The 18,915-nt window shown below is 57.4% G+C and carries 16 protein-coding genes and 1 other RNA gene; 6 read left to right on the plus strand and 11 right to left on the minus strand.

The window, feature by feature from the left end:
- Positions 1-182 precede the first annotated feature (182 nt).
- The gene (yhbY, locus tag OZ656_RS17400) at positions 183-491 is read left to right on the plus strand and encodes a ribosome assembly RNA-binding protein YhbY (RefSeq protein ID WP_011786768.1); all 309 of its coding nucleotides are present in this window, start codon (positions 183-185) and stop codon (positions 489-491) included.
- A 78-nt stretch (positions 492-569) separates the two neighbouring features.
- Here the strand turns inward: yhbY and greA are convergent, their stop codons facing one another.
- From greA to grpE, 7 genes are all read right to left on the minus strand, one after another.
- Positions 570-1,031, minus strand: a complete 462-nt coding sequence (gene greA / locus OZ656_RS17405) for a transcription elongation factor GreA (protein WP_031210355.1) — start codon at positions 1,029-1,031, stop codon at positions 570-572.
- 22 nt (positions 1,032-1,053) lie between these two features.
- Entirely contained in the window at positions 1,054-4,272 is a 3,219-nt protein-coding gene (gene carB / locus OZ656_RS17410) for a carbamoyl-phosphate synthase large subunit (protein WP_379944744.1), read from the minus strand.
- 82 nt (positions 4,273-4,354) lie between these two features.
- Positions 4,355-5,485, minus strand: coding sequence for a glutamine-hydrolyzing carbamoyl-phosphate synthase small subunit (gene carA, locus OZ656_RS17415; protein ID WP_278351146.1), 1,131 nt, complete (start codon positions 5,483-5,485; stop codon positions 4,355-4,357).
- A 345-nt stretch (positions 5,486-5,830) separates the two neighbouring features.
- Complete coding sequence (gene dapB / locus OZ656_RS17420) at positions 5,831-6,634, minus strand: 4-hydroxy-tetrahydrodipicolinate reductase (RefSeq protein ID WP_023011654.1); 804 nt, start codon at positions 6,632-6,634, stop codon at positions 5,831-5,833.
- An 11-nt stretch (positions 6,635-6,645) separates the two neighbouring features.
- The gene (gene dnaJ, locus OZ656_RS17425; protein WP_014422603.1) at positions 6,646-7,770 is read right to left on the minus strand and encodes a molecular chaperone DnaJ; all 1,125 of its coding nucleotides are present in this window, start codon (positions 7,768-7,770) and stop codon (positions 6,646-6,648) included.
- Positions 7,771-7,848: 78 nt separating this feature from the next.
- The gene (dnaK, locus tag OZ656_RS17430) at positions 7,849-9,774 is read right to left on the minus strand and encodes a molecular chaperone DnaK (RefSeq protein WP_023011656.1); all 1,926 of its coding nucleotides are present in this window, start codon (positions 9,772-9,774) and stop codon (positions 7,849-7,851) included.
- 93 nt (positions 9,775-9,867) lie between these two features.
- Positions 9,868-10,476 (minus strand): nucleotide exchange factor GrpE, encoded by a 609-nt coding sequence (gene grpE / locus OZ656_RS17435; protein ID WP_278351163.1) that lies wholly within the window; start codon positions 10,474-10,476, stop codon positions 9,868-9,870.
- Positions 10,477-10,736: 260 nt separating this feature from the next.
- Here grpE and recN point away from each other — a divergent pair, with 260 nt between their 5' ends.
- On the plus strand, positions 10,737-12,416 hold the full coding sequence (gene recN / locus OZ656_RS17440) for a DNA repair protein RecN (RefSeq protein WP_278351143.1): 1,680 nt from the start codon (positions 10,737-10,739) through the stop codon (positions 12,414-12,416).
- Between the two features lie 54 nt (positions 12,417-12,470).
- Here the strand turns inward: recN and fur are convergent, their stop codons facing one another.
- Positions 12,471-12,890, minus strand: a complete 420-nt coding sequence (gene fur, locus OZ656_RS17445) for a ferric iron uptake transcriptional regulator (protein WP_014422607.1) — start codon at positions 12,888-12,890, stop codon at positions 12,471-12,473.
- Positions 12,891-13,012: 122 nt separating this feature from the next.
- On the opposite strand from fur, the gene OZ656_RS17450 reads away from it, so the two are divergent.
- Positions 13,013-13,345, plus strand: a complete 333-nt coding sequence (locus OZ656_RS17450; protein ID WP_278351142.1) for an outer membrane protein assembly factor BamE — start codon at positions 13,013-13,015, stop codon at positions 13,343-13,345.
- Positions 13,346-13,615: 270 nt separating this feature from the next.
- On the opposite strand, the gene OZ656_RS17455 is transcribed toward OZ656_RS17450, so the two are convergent.
- Genes OZ656_RS17455 through OZ656_RS17465 form a run of 3 tightly spaced genes read right to left on the minus strand, consistent with a single transcriptional unit; the run spans position 13,616 to position 15,978 of the window.
- On the minus strand, positions 13,616-13,894 hold the full coding sequence (locus OZ656_RS17455) for an RnfH family protein (RefSeq protein ID WP_278351162.1): 279 nt from the start codon (positions 13,892-13,894) through the stop codon (positions 13,616-13,618).
- On the minus strand, positions 13,894-14,340 hold the full coding sequence (locus OZ656_RS17460) for a type II toxin-antitoxin system RatA family toxin (protein ID WP_014422610.1): 447 nt from the start codon (positions 14,338-14,340) through the stop codon (positions 13,894-13,896). Before OZ656_RS17460 ends, OZ656_RS17455 begins: the two co-directional genes overlap by 1 nt.
- A gap of 51 nt (positions 14,341-14,391) precedes the next feature.
- Complete coding sequence (locus tag OZ656_RS17465) at positions 14,392-15,978, minus strand: sodium-dependent transporter (protein ID WP_278351141.1); 1,587 nt, start codon at positions 15,976-15,978, stop codon at positions 14,392-14,394.
- A 179-nt stretch (positions 15,979-16,157) separates the two neighbouring features.
- On the opposite strand from OZ656_RS17465, the gene smpB reads away from it, so the two are divergent.
- From smpB to ssrA, 3 genes are all read left to right on the plus strand, one after another.
- Complete coding sequence (gene smpB, locus OZ656_RS17470) at positions 16,158-16,640, plus strand: SsrA-binding protein SmpB (RefSeq protein WP_011786782.1); 483 nt, start codon at positions 16,158-16,160, stop codon at positions 16,638-16,640.
- A 134-nt stretch (positions 16,641-16,774) separates the two neighbouring features.
- A complete protein-coding gene (locus OZ656_RS17475; RefSeq protein WP_278351140.1) occupies positions 16,775-18,193 on the plus strand; it encodes a wax ester/triacylglycerol synthase family O-acyltransferase in 1,419 nt (472 codons plus the stop codon).
- A 94-nt stretch (positions 18,194-18,287) separates the two neighbouring features.
- Positions 18,288-18,653, plus strand: a transfer-messenger RNA (tmRNA) gene (ssrA, locus tag OZ656_RS17480).
- Positions 18,654-18,915 lie beyond the last annotated feature (262 nt).

An 18,915-nucleotide genomic window follows, 5' to 3' on the forward strand; every position in this document is an offset into this window, starting at 1 on the left:
CATCCGGAACCGATCGCGATACTACCTATATGGGACGCCATGACCGGAATTACAACACCCTCTGTAAGTGAATACGGCCATTTGTCATGAGTCGCTATCTGTTACAATCGCTGAATTATACGTGGTTGCCAGCGGATTCACCGCTGACCTTTTGTTAATTGCACCTATTAAGAGATTACATCATGAGTCTGTCACCGGAACAGCGCCGGGAATACCGGGCTATTGCCCACAACCTGAAGCCCGTCATCATCGTTGGCGACAAAGGCCTGTCTGAAGGGCTGCAGGACGAACTGGACCGTGCCCTGAACGACCATGAGCTGATCAAGATCAAAGTCGCCAGCCAGGATCGCGAAGTCCGCCAGGAAGCCATTCAGGCTCTGTGCGAAAGCTCCGGCGCCGAACTGGTCCAGACGATCGGTAAAATCGCCGTCATTCTGCGTCGTGCGAAGAAACCGAACCCCAAGCTGTCGAATCTGCTGCGCAACAAATAAGCGTAAGCTGAGACGCGAAAAAGCCGGACTGGTTCCCCAGTGCCGGCTTTTTCTTTGTGCCCGATCAGCACAACCGAGTCAGATATATTCCACTTCGGAAATCTCGTACTCCACGGTACCTGAGGGGATGCGGATCGCCACCACATCCCCTTCGTTCTTACCAATCAGTGCGCGGGCGATCGGCGAGGACACCGACAGCTTGCCCGCCTTGATGTCCGCCTCATCTTCACCCACGATCTGGTAGGTAACCTCTTCGTCGGTTTCCATGTTAACCAGATGCACGGTGGTACCAAAGATCACCTTGCCGGTGTTCTCCATGGTGGTCACATCAATCACCTGGGCCACGGACAGCTTGCCTTCGATTTCCTGGATGCGACCTTCGATAAAGCTCTGCTGCTCCCGGGCCGCATGGTACTCAGCATTTTCCTTCAGATCGCCGTGCTCACGGGCATCGGCAATGGCCGCAATCACCCGCGGCCGATCCTCGGACTTCAGCTTTTTCAGCTCCTCACGCAGACGGGCTTCGCCCGTCTTGGTCATCGGTACTCTGTCAGCCATAGCCTTACTTTCCTGCGTGTAGTTCCTGGAGGCGACGAACGGTGCGTTCCGGGCCAAATTTGATGGCCCGACAGAAAGCTTCGCCACCTGCCAGTGTGGTTGTGTAGGTTACTTTGGTCTGCAAGGCAGACTGGCGAATCTGCGCCGAGTCAGAAATCGCCTTGCGACCTTCCGTGGTATTGATAATCAGCTGAACCTGACCATTCTTGATGGCATCGACAATGTGCGGGCGACCCTCACGAACCTTGTTCACCCTTTCAACGGCAATGCCTTCCGCCTCCAGCGCTTTGGCGGTGCCGGTGGTGGCAATGATCCTGAAGCCAGCATCCACCAGGTCGCGGGCGACACTGGCCGCACCCGGCTTGTCGACATCGCGCACGGACATGAAGGCCACACCCTGGGCCGGCAAGCGCTCACCCACGGCCAGAGCGGCCTTGGCAAAGGCTTCATCAAAGCTGTCGCCCAGGCCCATCACCTCACCGGTGGATTTCATTTCCGGCCCGAGGATCGGGTCCACGGCCGGGAACTTGTTGAACGGGAACACCGACTCTTTCACCGCGTAGTAGGTCGGCACGATTTCCTGAGTGAAGTTCAGTTCTTTCAGGCTCTTGCCGGACATAACCCGGGCCGCGACCGCCGCCAGCGACACCCCAATGGCCTTGGACACGAACGGCACGGTACGCGAAGCCCGGGGGTTCACTTCGATCACGTAGATCTCACCATCCTGATAGGCCAGCTGCACGTTCATCAGGCCGATAACATCCAGCTCGATGGCCATTTTCTTCACGGCCTCGCGCATGTCGTCCTGCACCTGCTTGCTCAGGCTGTAGGGCGGCAGGGAGCAGGCGGAATCACCGGAGTGAACACCGGCCTGCTCAATGTGCTGCATGATACCGCCGATCACAACATCAGTGCCGTCACTGATGGCATCGATATCCACCTCGATGGCAGCATTCAGGAAGTGATCAAGCAGAACCGGGCTGTCATTGGAGACCAGCACCGCGTTACGCATGTAGCGCACCAGTTCGGTTTCGTCATAGACGATCTCCATGGCCCGGCCACCCAGTACGTACGACGGGCGCACCACCAGCGGGTAGCCAATCTCGCGGGCCGCCACGATGCCTTCCTCGTGGCTGCGCACGGTGGCGTTCTCCGGCTGCTTCAGACCCAGGCGCTGGATCATCTGCTGGAAGCGCTCGCGGTCTTCGGCGCGGTCGATGGCGTCCGGGCTGGTGCCGATGATGGGCACACCGGCGGCTTCCAGACCACGGGCCAGTTTCAGCGGAGTCTGACCGCCGTACTGGACAATCACACCCTTGGGTTTCTCGACGTTGATGATTTCCAGAACGTCTTCCAGGGTGATCGGCTCAAAATACAACCGGTCGGAGGTGTCGTAATCGGTCGACACGGTCTCCGGGTTGCAGTTGATCATGATGGTCTCGTAGCCATCCTCGCGCATGGCCAGGGCCGCGTGCACACAGCAGTAGTCGAATTCGATGCCCTGACCAATGCGGTTGGGGCCACCGCCGATGACCACAATCTTCTCGCGATCGCTCGGCTCTGCCTCGCACTCTTCCTCATAGGTGGAGTACATGTAGGCGGTATCGGAGGCAAATTCCGCCGCACAGGTATCCACGCGCTTGTACACCGGGCGGATGCCAAGATCATGGCGTAGCTTGCGCAGGCTGACTTCGGAAATGCCCAGCAGCTTGGCCAGGCGGGCATCGGAGAAGCCCTTGCGCTTGAGGCGGAACAGGGTGGCCTTGTCGATATCGGCCTTACCGGCCGACTTGAGGGCCTGTTCTTCGCGCACGATGTCCTCGATCTGCACCAGGTACCAGGGGTCTACCTTGGTATGGCGGAACACTTCGTCCACGGTCATGCCGGCGCGGAAGGCATCGCCAATGTACCAGATTCGCTCGGCACCAGGCACGTTCAACTCCCGGGTCAGGGTTTCGCGGCTGTTTTCGGAGTCCAGATCTTCCAGCTTTTCATCGAAGCCTTCGGAACCCACTTCCAGGCCACGCAATGCCTTTTGCACCGACTCCTGGAAGGTCCGACCAATGGCCATAACCTCACCCACAGACTTCATCTGGGTGGTCAGGCGGGCGTCGGCCTGGGGGAATTTTTCGAAGGTAAACCGGGGAATCTTGGTAACCACGTAATCAATGGACGGCTCGAACGAGGCCGGGGTGACGCCGCCGGTGATTTCGTTCTGCAGTTCATCAAGGGTGTAACCCACGGCCAGCTTGGCCGCCACCTTGGCGATCGGGAAGCCAGTGGCCTTGGACGCCAGCGCTGAGGAACGGGACACCCGGGGGTTCATCTCGATAACGACCATGCGGCCGGTGTCCGGATTGATGCCGAACTGGACGTTGGAGCCGCCGGTTTCCACACCGATTTCCCGCAGGACCGCCAGGGAGGCGTTCCGCATGATCTGGTATTCCTTGTCGGTGAGGGTCTGGGCCGGGGCCACCGTAATGGAATCACCGGTGTGCACGCCCATGGCGTCGAAGTTCTCGATGGCACAGACGATGATGCAGTTGTCGTTCTTGTCGCGAACAACTTCCATCTCGTACTCTTTCCAGCCGATCAGGGATTCGTCGATCAGCAGTTCGTTGGTCGGCGACAGGTCCAGGCCACGAGTACAGATTTCCTCGAACTCGTCCTTGTTGTAGGCGATACCACCGCCGGAACCACCCATGGTGAACGATGGACGGATGATGCACGGGAAACCGATGTCTTCGGAGATCTTCCAGGCTTCGTCCATGGAATGGGCGATGGCCGCGCGCGGGCACTCCAGACCGATTTTCTTCATGGCCTTGTCGAAGCGGTCGCGGTCTTCGGCCTTGTCGATGGTGTCAGCGTTAGCGCCGATCATTTCAACGCTATGCTTCTCCAACACGCCGTGCTTTTCCAGGTCCAGCGCACAGTTCAGTGCAGTCTGACCACCCATGGTGGGCAGCAGGGCGTCCGGCTTTTCCTTTTCGATGATCTTTTCGACCGTCTTCCAGGTGATCGGTTCGATGTAGGTGGCATCGGCCATGGCCGGGTCGGTCATGATGGTGGCCGGGTTGGAGTTCACCAGGATCACCCGGCAGCCCTCTTCGCGCAGCGCCTTACAGGCCTGGGCTCCGGAGTAGTCGAATTCGCACGCCTGCCCGATCACGATGGGGCCGGCGCCCAGGATCAGGATGCTTTTAATGTCGGTACGTTTTGGCATGTCTTGGTAAACCTGTCAGCAACTTTTGAATTCTTGCAGCGCGGTATTCAGCGCCGGTGAGCTATCGTTGATGGCCTTGCCCTCAGGCAGATCGCGCTTCCATCAGCTGGATAAACTCGTCAAACAGCGGAGCCACATCGTGGGGGCCCGGGCTGGCTTCCGGGTGACCCTGGAAGCTGTAGGCCGGCTTATCGGTGCGGCGAATGCCCTGCAGAGTGCCGTCAAACAGCGATTTGTGAGTCGCTTCCACATTGGCGGGCAGGGTTGTTTCATCCACAGCAAAGCCGTGGTTCTGACTGGTAATCATCACAGTGCCTTTGGCAATGTCCTGCACCGGATGGTTGGCACCGTGATGGCCGTGACCCATTTTCATGGTTTTTGCACCACTGGCCAGGGCCAGCAGCTGGTGGCCCAGGCAGATGCCGAATACCGGAATCTCGGTTTTCAGCACTTCCTGAATGGCCTTGATAGCATAGTCGCAGGGCTCGGGGTCACCCGGGCCGTTGGACAGGAAGATGCCATCGGGATTCATCGCCAGCACATCAGAGGCCGGGGTTTGCGCGGGCACGACGGTGATCTCGCAACCGCGGGCCGCGAGCATGCGGAGAATGTTGTATTTTACGCCGTAATCCCAGGCCACCACCTTGAATTTGCCTTCGGAGCGGTCACTGTAGCCGCTTACCAGATCCCACTCGGCCTGATTCCACTGGTAGGCTTCGCTGCAGGTGACTTCTTTGGCCAGGTCCATGCCTTTGAGGCCGGGAAAGGCGTTAGCCAGTTCCAGTGCGCGTTCGGCAGTAGCGTTTTCACCAGCGACGATGGCCCCATTCTGGGAGCCCTTGTCCCGGAGGATGCGGGTCAGACGGCGGGTGTCGATGTCCGCAATGCCAACAATGTTGTTGCTTCGCAGGTAGTCATCAAGGCTACCCTTGTTTCGCCAGCTGCTGGCGAGCAGGGGCAGATCCCGGATGATCAGGCCAGCGGCCTGGATGCGGTCGGATTCTACGTCTTCTTCGTTAACACCGGTGTTGCCAATGTGCGGATACGTCAGGGTAACGATCTGGCGGGAGTAGGACGGATCGGTCAGGATTTCCTGGTAGCCGGTCATGGCAGTGTTGAAAACTACCTCGCCGCTGGTTTCTCCGTCTGCGCCGATGGCGGTGCCGTAGAAGAGGCTTCCGTCTGCGAGTGCAAGGATTGCTGGTGTGCTCAAGGCTTGTATCCTCATCGAGTGGCGTAAGTTCGTCACGAACAGGAACGCAAGCGCATAATCTCAGGTTGCAAAAAAGCGAGACAAGGTAAAAACCCGGTCCCGCTTTTATAAACTTTTCAAAGGTACGCTTGGTGCAGTCAAATCGCCTTATTGTAAGCGATTTTGGCGTTTTTTGTCCACGCCGAATTGCTCTCGGCCTGACGCAAACTCCGGCCACGGAAGCAGGGCACCTTCCCGAAAACCGCTACAAGCACTTCCATGTGCGCTTCTCTCCGGCCATCCATGGCCTTCGAAATTTTCGGGAAGGTGCCCTGCTCCCGCAGCCTCTGAGTATGTAGCTCAACCTCAACTTTTCAGGTTCAGAACATCCTGCATGTCGTAAAGACCTGCCGCCTTACCCTTCAGCCACAACGCCGCACGCATGGCGCCTTTAGCAAACGTCATCCGGCTGCTCGCCTTGTGGGTAATCTCAATGCGCTCGCCCTCGGTGGCGAACAGAACGGTGTGGTCACCCACCACATCGCCGGCGCGGATGGTCTCGAAGCCGATTTCCTTGCGGGTGCGTTCGCCGGTGAAGCCTTCGCGGCCATAGACCGCACATTCTTTCAGGTCGCGACCGAGAGCATCAGCCACCACTTCACCCATACGCAGGGCTGTGCCCGAGGGGGCGTCTTTTTTGTGGCGGTGGTGGGCTTCGATGATTTCCACGTCGTAGTCATCACCCAAGGTTGCGGCGGCGGTGCGCAGCAGGTTGAGGACGACATTGACGCCCACGCTCATGTTGGGCGCAAAAACGACCGGAGTGTTTTCGGCGGCCAGGGCCAGTTGCTCTTTTTCGGCGTCGGTCATGCCGGTGGTACCGATCACGAGCATTTTGCCGTTAGCGCTGCAAAACTTCGCGTTTTCCAGGGTCAGGTCCGGGAAGGTGAAGTCCACCAGTACGTCGAAGTCGTCTTTGACGTCGTCCAGGCTGGCGGCCATTTTTACGCCGGTTTTGCCGATGCCGGTCATTTCACCGGCGTCGGCGCCAATCAGACTGCTGCCCGGCTCGACGATGGCAGCGCCGAGCTCAAGGCCTTCGGTACCGTCGACAGCTTCGATCAGCACTTTACCCATGCGCCCGGCGGCGCCGATGATCGCTACCCTCATCTGCTCTACCCTCAGAATTTCATTTCGTCGAAGAAGTTTTTCACACCCTCAAACCATGAGGTTTTCTTGGGGGCATGATGAGTTCCGTTGTTACCATCCAGGGTTTGCTGGAATTCTTCCAGCAGTTCTTTCTGGCGTTTGGTGAGGTTCACCGGCGTTTCCACAATCACCCGGCACAACAAATCACCGGCCGGGCCACCGCGGACCGGGCTGACGCCTTTGTTGCGCAGACGGAACAGTTTGCCGGTCTGGGTCTCAGGCGGAATCTTGAGCTTTACCCGACCATCCAGCGTTGGTACTTCCAGCTCGCCACCGAGGGTGGCGTCGACGATGCTGATGGGCACTTCGCAGTAAAGATTGCGACCGTCACGGGTGAAAATGGAATGCTCACGAACGGCGACCTGTACATAAAGGTCTCCAGGAGGCCCTCCATCTACACCCATCTCACCTTCGCCGGACAAGCGAATACGGTCGCCAGTATCAACACCTGGCGGCACCTTGACGGAGAGGGTTTTCTCCTGGCGCACCCGACCTTGGCCATGGCAGCTCTTACACGGGTTCTTGATGATCTGACCGGAGCCACGACAGGTAGGACAGGCTTGCTGTACGGTGAAGAAGCCTTGCTGCATCCGGACCTGACCCATGCCCTGGCAGGTGCCACAGGTTTCCGGGCGAGAGCCTTTTTCAGCGCCACTGCCGTCACAGGCTTCACATTCTTTATGGCCAGGGATGTTGATCTTGACGGTTTTGCCCTTAACGGCCTCTTCCAGATCCAGCTCCAGGGTGTAGCGAAGATCTGCACCGCGGGTGGTTCGGCCACGGCCACCACCACCGAAGATGTCACCGAACACATCACCAAAGATGTCGGAGAAGCTGGCGCCACCGCCACCAAAGCCGCCGCCAGCCTGACCGTCTACGCCGGCATGACCAAACTGGTCGTAGGCGGCGCGCTTACTGGAGTCCGCCAGGATTTCGTAGGCTTCGCTGGCCTCTTTGAATTTGTTCTCGGCATCTTTGTCATCCGGGTTACGGTCCGGGTGGTACTTCATCGCGAGCTTTCGATACGCCCGCTTAATTTCCTTTTCGTCCGCATCCCGGGAGATCCCGAGTACTTCGTAATAATCGCGCTTGGCCATGCTTCAAAACCCTGTTTTTATAACGAGGAAAACGCGAGCCCGGCCCGCGTTTCCCCAACTACTTGATGTACCTCGGAATTACTTCTTGTCGTCGTCTTTGACTTCCTCGAACTCGGCATCGACGGCGTCGTCAGCACTCTTGGCCTGACCTTCTTCCTGGCCACCGGCCTGCTGAGCCTGGTCGGCCTGATCCGCGTACATCTTCTGAGCCAGCTCAGAGGACACTTCGGTCAGCTTTTGAGTCTTGGCTTCGATCGCTTCCTTGTCAGAACCCTCGAGGGCCTCTTCCAGATCCTTAATGGCGGCCTCGATGGACTCCTTCTCGCTGTCGGAGACCTTGTCACCGGCTTCACTCAAGGTCTTGCGCACGGCGTGTACCATGGCATCACCCTGGTTACGGGCCTGGACAAGCTCCTCGAACTTGCGGTCTTCCTCGGCATTGGCCTCGGCATCGCGAACCATCTTCTCGATCTCGTCATCGTTCAGACCAGAAGAGGCCTTGATCACGATGGACTGTTCCTTGCCGGTCGCCTTGTCTTTGGCAGACACGTTCAGGATACCGTTGGCATCAATATCGAAGGTTACTTCGATCTGCGGCACACCGCGCGGTGCCGGCGGAATGTCGGCCAGATCGAAACGGCCCAGAGACTTGTTCTGTGCCGCCTGCTTACGCTCACCCTGAACCACGTGAATGGTCACTGCAGTCTGGTTGTCATCCGCTGTAGAGAAGGTCTGCGATTTCTTGGTCGGAATCGTGGTGTTCTTCTCGATCAGCGGAGTGGCCACGCCACCCATGGTTTCGATACCCAGGGTCAGCGGGGTTACGTCCAGCAGCAGTACGTCTTTCACGTCGCCAGACAGTACCGCGCCCTGAATCGCTGCCCCCATGGCTACAGCCTCGTCCGGGTTCACGTCTTTACGCGGCTCTTTGCCGAAGAACTCTTTTACTTTCTCCTGCACCAGCGGCATACGGGTCTGACCACCGACCAGAATAACCTCGTCGATTTCACCAGCCTTCATGCCCGCATCCTGAAGAGCAACCTTACAGGGCTCCAGACTGCGCTGAACCAGGTCTTCCACCAGCGACTCCAGCTTGGCACGGGTCAGCTTCACGTTCATGTGCTTGGGACCAGACGCATCTGCAGTGATGTACGGCAGGTTTACGTCGGTCTGCTGGCTGCTGGAGAGCTCGATCTTGGCCTTCTCGGCCGCTTCTTTCAGACGCTGCATGGCCAGAGAGTCGCCGCGAAGATCGATGCCGCTGTCTTTCTTGAACTGGTCGGCCAGATATTCAATCACTTTCAGGTCGAAGTCTTCACCGCCCAGGAAAGTGTCACCGTTGGTGGCCAGTACTTCGAACTGGTGCTCTCCGTCTACGTCCGCAATTTCGATGATGGACAGATCGAAAGTACCACCACCCAGGTCGTACACAGCAACGGTACGATCACCGCTCTTCTTGTCCAGGCCATAAGCCAGGGCCGCAGCAGTCGGCTCGTTGATGATCCGCTTCACTTCCAGGCCAGCAATCTTGCCAGCATCCTTGGTCGCCTGGCGTTGGCTGTCATTGAAGTACGCAGGCACGGTGATCACCGCTTCGGTTACCTTTTCACCCAGGTAGTCTTCTGCAGTCTTCTTCATTTTCTTCAGAACTTCTGCAGACACCTGCGGCGGCGCCATTTTCTGACCCTTTACCTCAACCCAGGCGTCACCGTTGTCTGCCTTGGCGATTTTGTAGGGCACCATCTTGATGTCTTTCTGAACCACGTCATCTTCAAAACGACGACCAATCAGACGCTTGATGGCGTAAAGAGTGTTGTGCGGGTTGGTCACCGCCTGACGCTTGGCTGACTGGCCAACCAGAGTCTCGTTGTCATCGGTGTAGGCGATGATGGACGGGGTGGTGCGATCACCCTCTGCGTTTTCAATCACCTTTACCTTGTCGCCATCCATGATCGCCACACAGGAGTTTGTGGTTCCCAGGTCGATACCAATAATCTTGCTCATCGAATCACTCCAAATCTTTCTGAATGCTGTTCCGGAGAATGCCTACCCCGGCCTTTGCTGTTTAATCGCTATATTGGCGCTCTGCTCGACTTTTCAAGCCTGCTCGTCGATTTTTGGCGCATCTTCTGCCTTGGCCACTACGACCATCGCCGGACGAACCACCCGGCCATTAAGCAGATAACCTTTCTGCACAACCGCAACCACGCTGTTAGGCTCGGCATCCGGCGCCGGCACCATGGACATGGCTTCGTGCTGCTGCGGATCGAACGGCTCACCCACCGGGTTGAGCTGTTCAACGTTGAATTTCTTCAGGCTGTTCATGAACAGCGTCAGGGTCATTTCCACACCTTCGCGAATGGACGCAACCAGCTCGCCTGCATTTTCGTGACCCTCGGTGCTTTCGACCGCCTTCTCCAGACTGTCGGCCACCGGCAACAGCTCTTTCACAAACTTCTCGAGCGCAAACTTGTGAGCTTTTTCCACATCAATCTCGGCCCGGCGACGGACATTCTGCATCTCCGCCTGTGCCCGCAAGGCCTGCTCCTGGTACTCCTGCAGTTTCTGCTGCAGCACATCCAGCTCGGAGCCCTGATCCGGTGACTGCTCGGCATCCTGGTTACCTGCAGCCTGCTCTTCCGCCGCAGCTTCTGCTGCCTCGTTGCGTTCTTCTACCTGTTCGTTGCGCTTTTCGTCAGCACTCATGACAACTCCTGATAACGTTTTCACGGCCACGAAGGCCTGCAGAAATAACCACTCCCGCTTGTCCAGAAAGCAGGAAAGAATCGCTTTGCGAACCGATATGGGGCCCGCTTCCCGGGTTTCAACCGTCACCCACGCAATCTTTGATGTTTTCATCAATTCCTGTTTGCAAACCGGAAAAACCCTGTATATATTCACAGCAACTGTATGAACGAACAGTGGTCAGAGTTATCACTTGCTCAAGAACGAGCGGAGGTTGCGGCATGCTCACACAACTCACGGTATCGAACTACGCCATTGCAGAAAGGGTTGAACTGCAGTTCAACCGCGGTATGACAGCCCTGACCGGTGAAACCGGCGCCGGCAAGTCGATTGTACTCGATGCCCTGGGGCTGGCCATGGGTGGCCGGGCCGATGCCGGCGCCGTTCGCCATGGCGCCAAGCGTGCCGACATTACCGCCAGCTTCGATATATCCCGCATCCCCGAAGCCCGGTCCTGGCTGGACAGCCATGAGCTGGACGACAAGGACGATTGCATCCTGCGCCGGACCATCAGCAAGGACGGCCGCTCCAAGGCATTCATTAATGGCCAGCCCTGCCCGCTGTCACAATTGAAAGAACTGGGCAGCCTGCTGATGGATATCCACAGTCAGCACCAGCATCAATCCCTGCTGCGCAAGGAAACCCACCGAAAGCTGCTGGACGAGTTCGCCGGCGCGGAAAGCCTGGCCGACGAAACCCGATCTGCATGGAAAGCCTGGCACCAGACGCGCCAGAAACTACTGCAACGCCAGCACAATGCTGATGAGGCCGAGGCCCGTTTGCAGCTGCTGCGCTATCAGGTGGAAGAGCTGGACAGGTTGGCGCTGGGCGAGGACGAACAGACAACCCTGGAAACCGAACAGGCACAGCTCAGCCAGGCCGACGCCGTACTTCACAGCAGCCACCAGGCCGCCCTGCTATGCACTGAAGATGAGGTTTCGGCCGCAGACCTGGTGCGCCAGGCACTGCTCCAACTGGAGCAACTGCCGGTTGATGTCCCGGCACTGACCGACACCATCCAGATGCTGAACGAAGCACAGATTCAGATTTCAGAAGCCGGCGACAACCTGCGCCGCTTCGTAGACGACTACGAAGCCGACCCGGTCCGACTGAACGAAGTGGAAGAACGGCTCAGCGCCATTTATCAGATGGCACGCAAACACCGGATCACCCCGGAGGAGTTGCCGGAGTTGCATCAACGCCTGAGCCAGGAGCTGGCCGAACTGGATGGCGGTGAAGGCAGCCTGGAACAGCTTCAGGCCGAGCTGGAAAACCTGCGGGCACGGTTTGACGCCCTGGCCACCAAACTGACAGAAACACGCCGGAATGCCGCCATGGAGCTCGACCAGCGAATCGCCCGGGAGTTGGCACAATTGAGCATGCCATCGGTGCAGTTTGTCAGCCACCTGAGCCGGAACAGTGATGACGAACCTGCCCCTCACGGCATGGAAGAGGTGGAATTCCTGGTGAGTGCCAACCCGGGCCAACCCGCCCGATCGTTGGCCAAGGTGGCTTCCGGCGGTGAACTTTCCCGCATAAGCCTGGCCATTCAGGTGGTTGTGGCACAAACCTCCACCACACCGACTCTGGTATTCGATGAGGTGGATGTCGGCATCGGTGGCGGCACCGCGGAGGTCGTAGGCCGCCTGCTGAGAGCACTCGGCGAGAATGGCCAGGTACTGTGCGTCACGCACCTGCCGCAGGTGGCGGCCCAGTGCCATCAGCATTTGTTCGTCAGCAAATTTACGGAAAAAGACGCGACCTATTCACGCATCGAATCCCTGGATGACCAGGGCCGGATCAGCGAAGTTGCAAGGATGCTTGGCGGAGTGGACATGACAGAACAGACCATAGCCCATGCCCGGGAGATGTTTGTAAAGGGCCAGGCAACCCATCACTAATCCCCCTCTCGTTTCGGAGAGCTTCTGGGCCAGCCTTGTCGCTGGCCCTTTTTTTTACTTCTTATCGGACTTCAGTGGCTTCACGTAAAGGATCAGGCTGTGATCGACAATCTCATAGCCGTGCTCTGCCGCAATCTTCTGCTGGCGCTCCTCGATAACCTCATCGACGAACTCAACAACTTCGCCAGTTTGGGTGCAGACCATGTGGTCGTGATGATCATCGCCGGCCATCTCGAACACCGCGTGACCGCCTTCGAAATTATGACGCAACACGAGGCCTGCAGCTTCGAACTGGGTCAGCACCCGGTAGACTGTCGCCAGGCCCACGTCATCGCCCTGGTCCAGCAGCTTTTTATAAACGTCTTCAGCACTCAGGTGATGTTCTTCGGCATTCTCAAGGATATTGAAGATCTTGACCCTTGGCAGAGTAACCTTCAGACCGACTTTTCGTAATTCGGCGTTTTCAGATGACATGTTACCATTCGCTCTTTGGTGTGCCTCACGGCTTCCGGTATGATAAAGCCGCAGTACGACGGATGACCCGTTTCACACCTGCTCAACGCAGGCGAATTCAAGATAGAGGATTTCCCCCGGCGATGCAAAAGCTCCCCGCTATCGTTCTTATTAGCATTTTATCCTTGTCCGGCTGTGTTTTTCCGGGCGTTTACAAAATCAATGTCCAGCAGGGCAACATTGTCACCGATGAGGAGCTGAAGGAGCTGTCCGAAGGCATGCCCAGAAGTCAGGTTCACGCTCTGCTGGGAAGCCCGTTGATGCTGAACCCCGTCGACCCGTCCCGGGAATACTTTGTTTACACCTTTCAGCGCCGGGGCAACGATATCGAAGAACAGCGCATCATCGTTTACTACGAGAATGATCAACTGAGCCACTACGAAGCCCAGCTCCTGGAAGAAACACCAGCCTACTAGTGTCCCGTCTGGCTAATTCCTTAACCTACTGAGCTTCTGAAAAACCGAAGAGCTAGGCGTGCTGGTGAAGGTTTGGTGGTTCCAAATCGAGCCAGCAGAACGACGTTCTTCGGTTTTTCAGAAGCTCCCGGAGGGCTTGTCTCTGAGGACTCTGAGCCCTGTGTTGCCAGTCCTTGATGTGGAACCACCACATCTGCAGACTGGCGCCTTGGTCAGAGTCCTCAGAGGCAAGCAGTAGATTAAGGAATTAGCCAGACGGGACACTAGCGCTTACGCTTTCTTTTTAGCCCGGTTCAGGCGCGCCTGCTTGGGATCAATCTTGAGCGGGCGATACAGCTCCACCCGGTCGCCTTCTCTCAGAACATGCTCGGCCGGGGTTTTTACCACCTTGCCGAACACCCCCATATCGATAGTGTCCGGATCAATCTCCGGAAAGATCTCGATAATCCTGGAGAGCTTCACGGCTTCAAGGGCTGTAGTGCCCGGAGGCACCACCACGGGCACAATCTGCTGCTTGTCCGGGCGGGCATAGGCCACTTCCACTTCCATCACACGATCCCTCCGCGATAAACCTCATCTGCGCGACGACAGAAAGCATCCACCATGGTATTGGCCGCCTGATTAAATACCGGGCCAAAAGTCATTCGTGAAAGCGAGCCTGAAAATTCGAACTCCAGGGTCAGGATTACTTTGCAGGCGTTATCGTCCAGAGCTCGAAAGTGCCAGCGCCCCGTAAGATTTCTGAGCGGGCCGTCCACGAGCTTCATTTCAATGGTCTCTGGCATCAGCAACTGGTTTCGTGTGGTCAGCCGGTGGCGAACGCCCCCTTTGGAAATATCCAGTGAAGCCATGATTTCAGCGTCGTTCTGTTCGTGGACCTCTGCCCCGGCACACCAGGGTAAGAACTCAGGGTAACGGGCAACGTCATTGACCAGGTGGAACATACGCTCCGCCGAGTGCATAACCAATGCGGTCTTGTCGATCTGATGTGCCATGTAAACCGGATTTCCTGCGTTTCAGACTTCGTTCCAGCCCTGCCGGGCCAGTCAGACACTATGATAAAGGATATCGCCCTCTTTGGGGGCATTTTCATCTGGTTCGGGCTGCCCGTTTTCCGCGGGCAGCACGGCCTCTTCGGGTGTCTTCGGAGGTACATCTTCCTCAACCGGACTGTCTTCAGGCGCCCTATTCTGCGCCTCAGCAGACGCTGTAGGTTGCTGGCACCAGATAGCAGCACTGCCGTTGTCACACAGGCTGCCGAGTGAGAAAAGCGTGTACTGTAGCCCGATCCAGGCCGCCACAACAGGAAGCACCAGGCGCATGACCCAGAACCAGATTCTCCGGAACACAACCGGCGCATTGCCCAGAATGGTTGCCGCGAAGCGCCGGGTGATACACCAGCCGGCAAATGTGGCAATGAGAATAGCCACCGCCGGTATCACAATGCCACCGGCGACCAGTTCCAGCCATCGAAATACAGTGGCACCGCCTATGCGGTAATCGGCCCACAGATTGAAGGAGAACAGGGAAGCCAGCCCGGCGAACCAGACTGCAAGCCCGACAATGACCGCAGACCAGCCCCGAGGCGCCCCGGTCCACTCCCGGAACCATCCCACCACCGGTTCGAGCAGAGACAAACCCGTCGCCCAGACAATCAGCACCACCAGCAGGAAAACCGACGCGATCACCACCTGACTGTAGGGTAAGCCTGATAGCGCGACCGGCAGGGAAACAAAAAGCAGGCTGAAACCCCGTTCACCCTCAAGGCTGCTACCGTCCGCTGCAACTGAAAACATCATCAATCCGGCCATGATGGCGACCAGGGTGTCCATCAACACCACAGCCAGTATTGAGCGTTTCAGGCGGGTATGGCTGGTGGAATAGGCGCCAAATATGGCCCACACCCCCATTCCGAGACCCAAGGTATAAAAAGCATGGAAGAACGCTGCCTTGATACTGGCCGCTGTTACCTGCTCCGGCCGCATCACCAGAACGTGATCTATCCCGGACTGCAAGCTCCCCCGCATTGCTGCCAGCCCGAACAGCACCAACATCAACAGCAGGGTGCAGGGTACGATCATGCGCATCGATCGCTCCAGGCCCTTGACCACCCCACGGGCAGAAACCGCAACCACGAGAATCATGAAGAAAACATGCCAGGCCATAAACTGCCGATAGTGGCCCGGGTCCGACACCAGCTCCGACAGAACAGCAGTTGCTGAGGCCGCCGAAGCACCCTCGAAACGGTCAGTTGCACCGAAAAAGATGTAAGCCAGAACAATACCGCCAAAAACAGCGGTAAAGGAGAGCACCACGAACGCCGCAAGAATGCTAAGCGGCCCCGCCAGTCGCCAGAACGGTGAGCAGCCAGCGTTTTTCACCATACCGTCCATGGCCAGCACAATCCCATGCCGGGCATGACGGCCAATCACAGCCTCCGTCACCATCAGCGGCAGGGTAACAATCAGCAGACAGGCCAGGTACAGCAAGATAAACAAGCCGCCGCCGTGGATACTGGCCAGATAGGGAAACTGCCACAGATTGGCCAGGCCGACCGTGGCACCCACAGAAGCCCAGAAAAAGGTGGATCTTCGGGTAAACGACCCTATTGACGTCTGATACTTGCGCAGCATTACTTCCCCAGGCAGTGACGAGCGCATCATTGTAGCCGAAGCAAGCCTGCAGGAACGACACTAAACCCTAGCCAGACGGCGAATCCGTGACCCTTCTTGCACTCCTGCGCTACAATGCGCGCTTTGCTGGCGTACCGACAAGACCAGCACCGTCATTCTTCCGATCCCGGACAGGATTCATGAGCAAGAAGAAAGCAAACGCCCCAACCAGCAACACCATCGCCCTGAACAAGAAGGCGAAGCACGAATACCATATTGAGGAGCGCTTCGAGGCTGGCCTGGCCCTGCTTGGCTGGGAAGTGAAGTCGTTGCGTGCGGGCAAGGCACAACTGGTTGATGCCTATGTGCTGCTGAAGGATGGCGAGGCCTGGCTGCTGGGCTCCCACATCACGCCTCTGAACACCGCCTCTACCCATGTGATTGCGGACCCGACCCGCACCCGCAAACTGCTGCTGCACGCCAAGGAAATCGCCAAGATTGTCGGCCAGGTGAATCAGGCGGGTTACACCTGCATTCCCCTCGCCCTGTACTGGAAAAAGAACAAGGTAAAATGCGAGATCGCCCTGGTGAAGGGTAAGAAGCTGTTCGACAAACGCGCTACCGAGAAAGAGCGTGACTGGAACCGCCAGAAACAGCGCATCATGCGCGAGGCCAACACCTGACACCAAAACTGTGTCGCATATGCACCCTCTTTGCTGATTTCAAAAAGCCTCCTATACTTTTAGGCCTTTCGTCAGTTGGCCCCGATGGCAGTACCAGGCGGCCCGGACTCCGGTTCAGAGCCTAGGGAGGGCTTATGTCAGCAAAACGGACGGCCATGACCTCGGTCGATCGCTCCTGGTTACGCATGGATACCCCGGAAAATCCCATGATGATTTCCGCGGTACTGGCCTTTGAACACCCCATTCCGCTCAAGCGACTCAAGCGCACCCTGGAAGAACGTTTCCTGAAATTCCGGCGCTTTCGGCAACGCATCGTTGACAAAGGTGACAAGGTCTACTGGGAAGACGACCCCCTGTTCGATCTGGACAACCACCTGCACACCATCGCTCTGCCGGGAAACGCCGGCAAGCGAGAGCTTCAGGCCCTGGCCAGTGATTTCAACAGCACCGCTCTCGATTTCCGCCGGCCACTCTGGCAGATACACTACATCGACAACTATGAGAACGGCTGCGCCCTGTTAATCAGGATTCACCACTGTATTGCCGATGGCATTTCACTGGTGCGGGTACTGCTTTCGCTGACCGATCGCACTCCTGAACCCAAGCTAGAGCGCGTTGCACACCCAAAGCTACCCACAAAACCCAACGGCACCGCCGCCAGCCGGTTCCTGCACCGGATTGTAGACAGCACTCAGGCGGCCTGGGGACAGGCCAACCTGTTCGTGGATTCCATTCGCAAAGAGCCTGACTACCCACTGAAGCTGGCCACCACCGCCGGCGGTATTGTTCTGGACCTGGCCAAACTGGGACTTGCCCCCTTCGAGCCGAAAACCAGCCTGAAAAGCCCGCTGCTGGGCCGCAAACAAGTGGCCTGGGCCGAGCCCCTTGAACTGGAAACCGTGAAACAGTGCGCGCGGACACTGGGGGGAACCGTCAACGACGTATTGCTTTGCGCCGCGACCGGTGCGCTGACCCGGCATTTTACGGAGCACGGCCAGAGCATTCCGGACTGCGGCATTCGGGTTGCCGTTCCTTTCAACCTGAGGCCACTGGACCAGCCCATCGAAACCCTCGGCAATCAGTTTGGCCTGGTGCTGGTGTGCCTGCCTATTGAGGTAACGGATCCGATCATGTGTTTCCGCCAGGTTCAGGAAAACATGAACCGGCTCAAACGGTCATACCAAGCCCAGGTAACCTATAGCCTGCTGGACCTGTTTGGCCGCGGCCCGGACATTCTCGAACGCCGGGCACTGGACCTGCTCAGCAACAAGGCCTCAGCAGTTCTGACCAACGTTCCCGGACCACGCCATGCGGTTTACCTGGTGGGCAGCAAACTGATTCAACCCATGTTCTGGGTCCCCCAGAGCGGCAACATAGGTATAGGCATGAGCATTTTCAGTTACGCCGGCACGGTACAGTTCGGCATAACCGTCGACAAAGGCATCAAAGCCGACCCGGGCGAGGTGATGGATTATTTCCGTGACAGCTTCGAGAACCTGCATCAGGCTGCTCTCACGAAAGCCGGCGCCGGCGGTTTCCGTCAGGCCTCCTAGGCTCACCAAGGCCGGGCGTAGGTACAAATAGTAACGCCGTTACACAAAGAAGCCTTGAAGTCTGGCAATCCGGACACATATACTGAAATAACAAGGGGACGACTTGGCTTCGACGCCGGTGACGAACCCTTGGGTGCATGCCGAGATGGCAGCGAATCTCGTAAATCCAAAGCTGCAACGTAATAGTCGCAAACGACGAAAACTACGCACTGGCGGCGTAAGCCGTTCCAGTCGTCCTGGCTGAGGCGCCTATAACTCAGTAGCAACATCCCAGGACGTCATCGCTTATAGGCTGCTCCGTTCACCAGAGCTCACTGGTGTTCGGCTAAGATTAAAGAGCTCGCCTCTTGCACCCTGGCCTTCGGGTCGCTTGAGGTTAAAACAATAGAAGGACACTAAGCATGTAGATCTCAAGGCCTAGTGCTGGCGGACGCGGGTTCGATTCCCGCCGTCTCCACCACCTTCCAGAAAAAAGCCCCTGATTTCAGGGGCTTTTTTCGTTTCTGACCTTCCGTTTTTTCTTCAGGTGTCATCGGCGCTTAACCTTGCCTAACCCCACCAACTGACGTAAAACAACCCTATATCGAGTGGTTAGCAAGCAATACACCCCCGGTATTGCCCGTTACGCTCCGGAACAATCCAAGGCACGAACCGACACAGCCTGTCGCTCCGTGCCTTTACGCTTTAACAGAGAACGAAAGCCGTAACTTCTCATAGGGAAC

Source organism: Marinobacter sp. LM1 (genome assembly GCF_042763285.1).
Classification (GTDB): Bacteria; Pseudomonadota; Gammaproteobacteria; order Pseudomonadales; family Oleiphilaceae; genus Marinobacter; species Marinobacter nauticus.

What these genes read in the sequence shown, in the direction of transcription:
- yhbY (WP_011786768.1), top strand. Translation starts at nt 183, where the DNA reads ATGAGTCTGTCACCGGAACAGCGCCGGGAATACCGGGCTATTGCCCAC.
- greA (WP_031210355.1), bottom strand. Translation starts at nt 1,031, where the DNA reads ATGACCAAGACGGGCGAAGCCCGTCTGCGTGAGGAGCTGAAAAAGCTG.
- carB (WP_379944744.1), bottom strand. Translation starts at nt 4,272, where the DNA reads ATGCCAAAACGTACCGACATTAAAAGCATCCTGATCCTGGGCGCCGGC.
- dapB (WP_023011654.1), bottom strand. Translation starts at nt 6,634, where the DNA reads ATGAGGGTAGCGATCATCGGCGCCGCCGGGCGCATGGGTAAAGTGCTG.
- dnaJ (WP_014422603.1), bottom strand. Translation starts at nt 7,770, where the DNA reads ATGGCCAAGCGCGATTATTACGAAGTACTCGGGATCTCCCGGGATGCG.
- dnaK (WP_023011656.1), bottom strand. Translation starts at nt 9,774, where the DNA reads ATGAGCAAGATTATTGGTATCGACCTGGGAACCACAAACTCCTGTGTG.
- grpE (WP_278351163.1), bottom strand. Translation starts at nt 10,476, where the DNA reads ATGAGTGCTGACGAAAAGCGCAACGAACAGGTAGAAGAACGCAACGAG.
- recN (WP_278351143.1), top strand. Translation starts at nt 10,737, where the DNA reads ATGCTCACACAACTCACGGTATCGAACTACGCCATTGCAGAAAGGGTT.
- fur (WP_014422607.1), bottom strand. Translation starts at nt 12,890, where the DNA reads ATGTCATCTGAAAACGCCGAATTACGAAAAGTCGGTCTGAAGGTTACT.
- OZ656_RS17450 (WP_278351142.1), top strand. Translation starts at nt 13,013, where the DNA reads ATGCAAAAGCTCCCCGCTATCGTTCTTATTAGCATTTTATCCTTGTCC.
- OZ656_RS17455 (WP_278351162.1), bottom strand. Translation starts at nt 13,894, where the DNA reads ATGGAAGTGGAAGTGGCCTATGCCCGCCCGGACAAGCAGCAGATTGTG.
- OZ656_RS17460 (WP_014422610.1), bottom strand. Translation starts at nt 14,340, where the DNA reads ATGGCACATCAGATCGACAAGACCGCATTGGTTATGCACTCGGCGGAG.
- OZ656_RS17465 (WP_278351141.1), bottom strand. Translation starts at nt 15,978, where the DNA reads ATGCTGCGCAAGTATCAGACGTCAATAGGGTCGTTTACCCGAAGATCC.
- smpB (WP_011786782.1), top strand. Translation starts at nt 16,158, where the DNA reads ATGAGCAAGAAGAAAGCAAACGCCCCAACCAGCAACACCATCGCCCTG.
- OZ656_RS17475 (WP_278351140.1), top strand. Translation starts at nt 16,775, where the DNA reads ATGTCAGCAAAACGGACGGCCATGACCTCGGTCGATCGCTCCTGGTTA.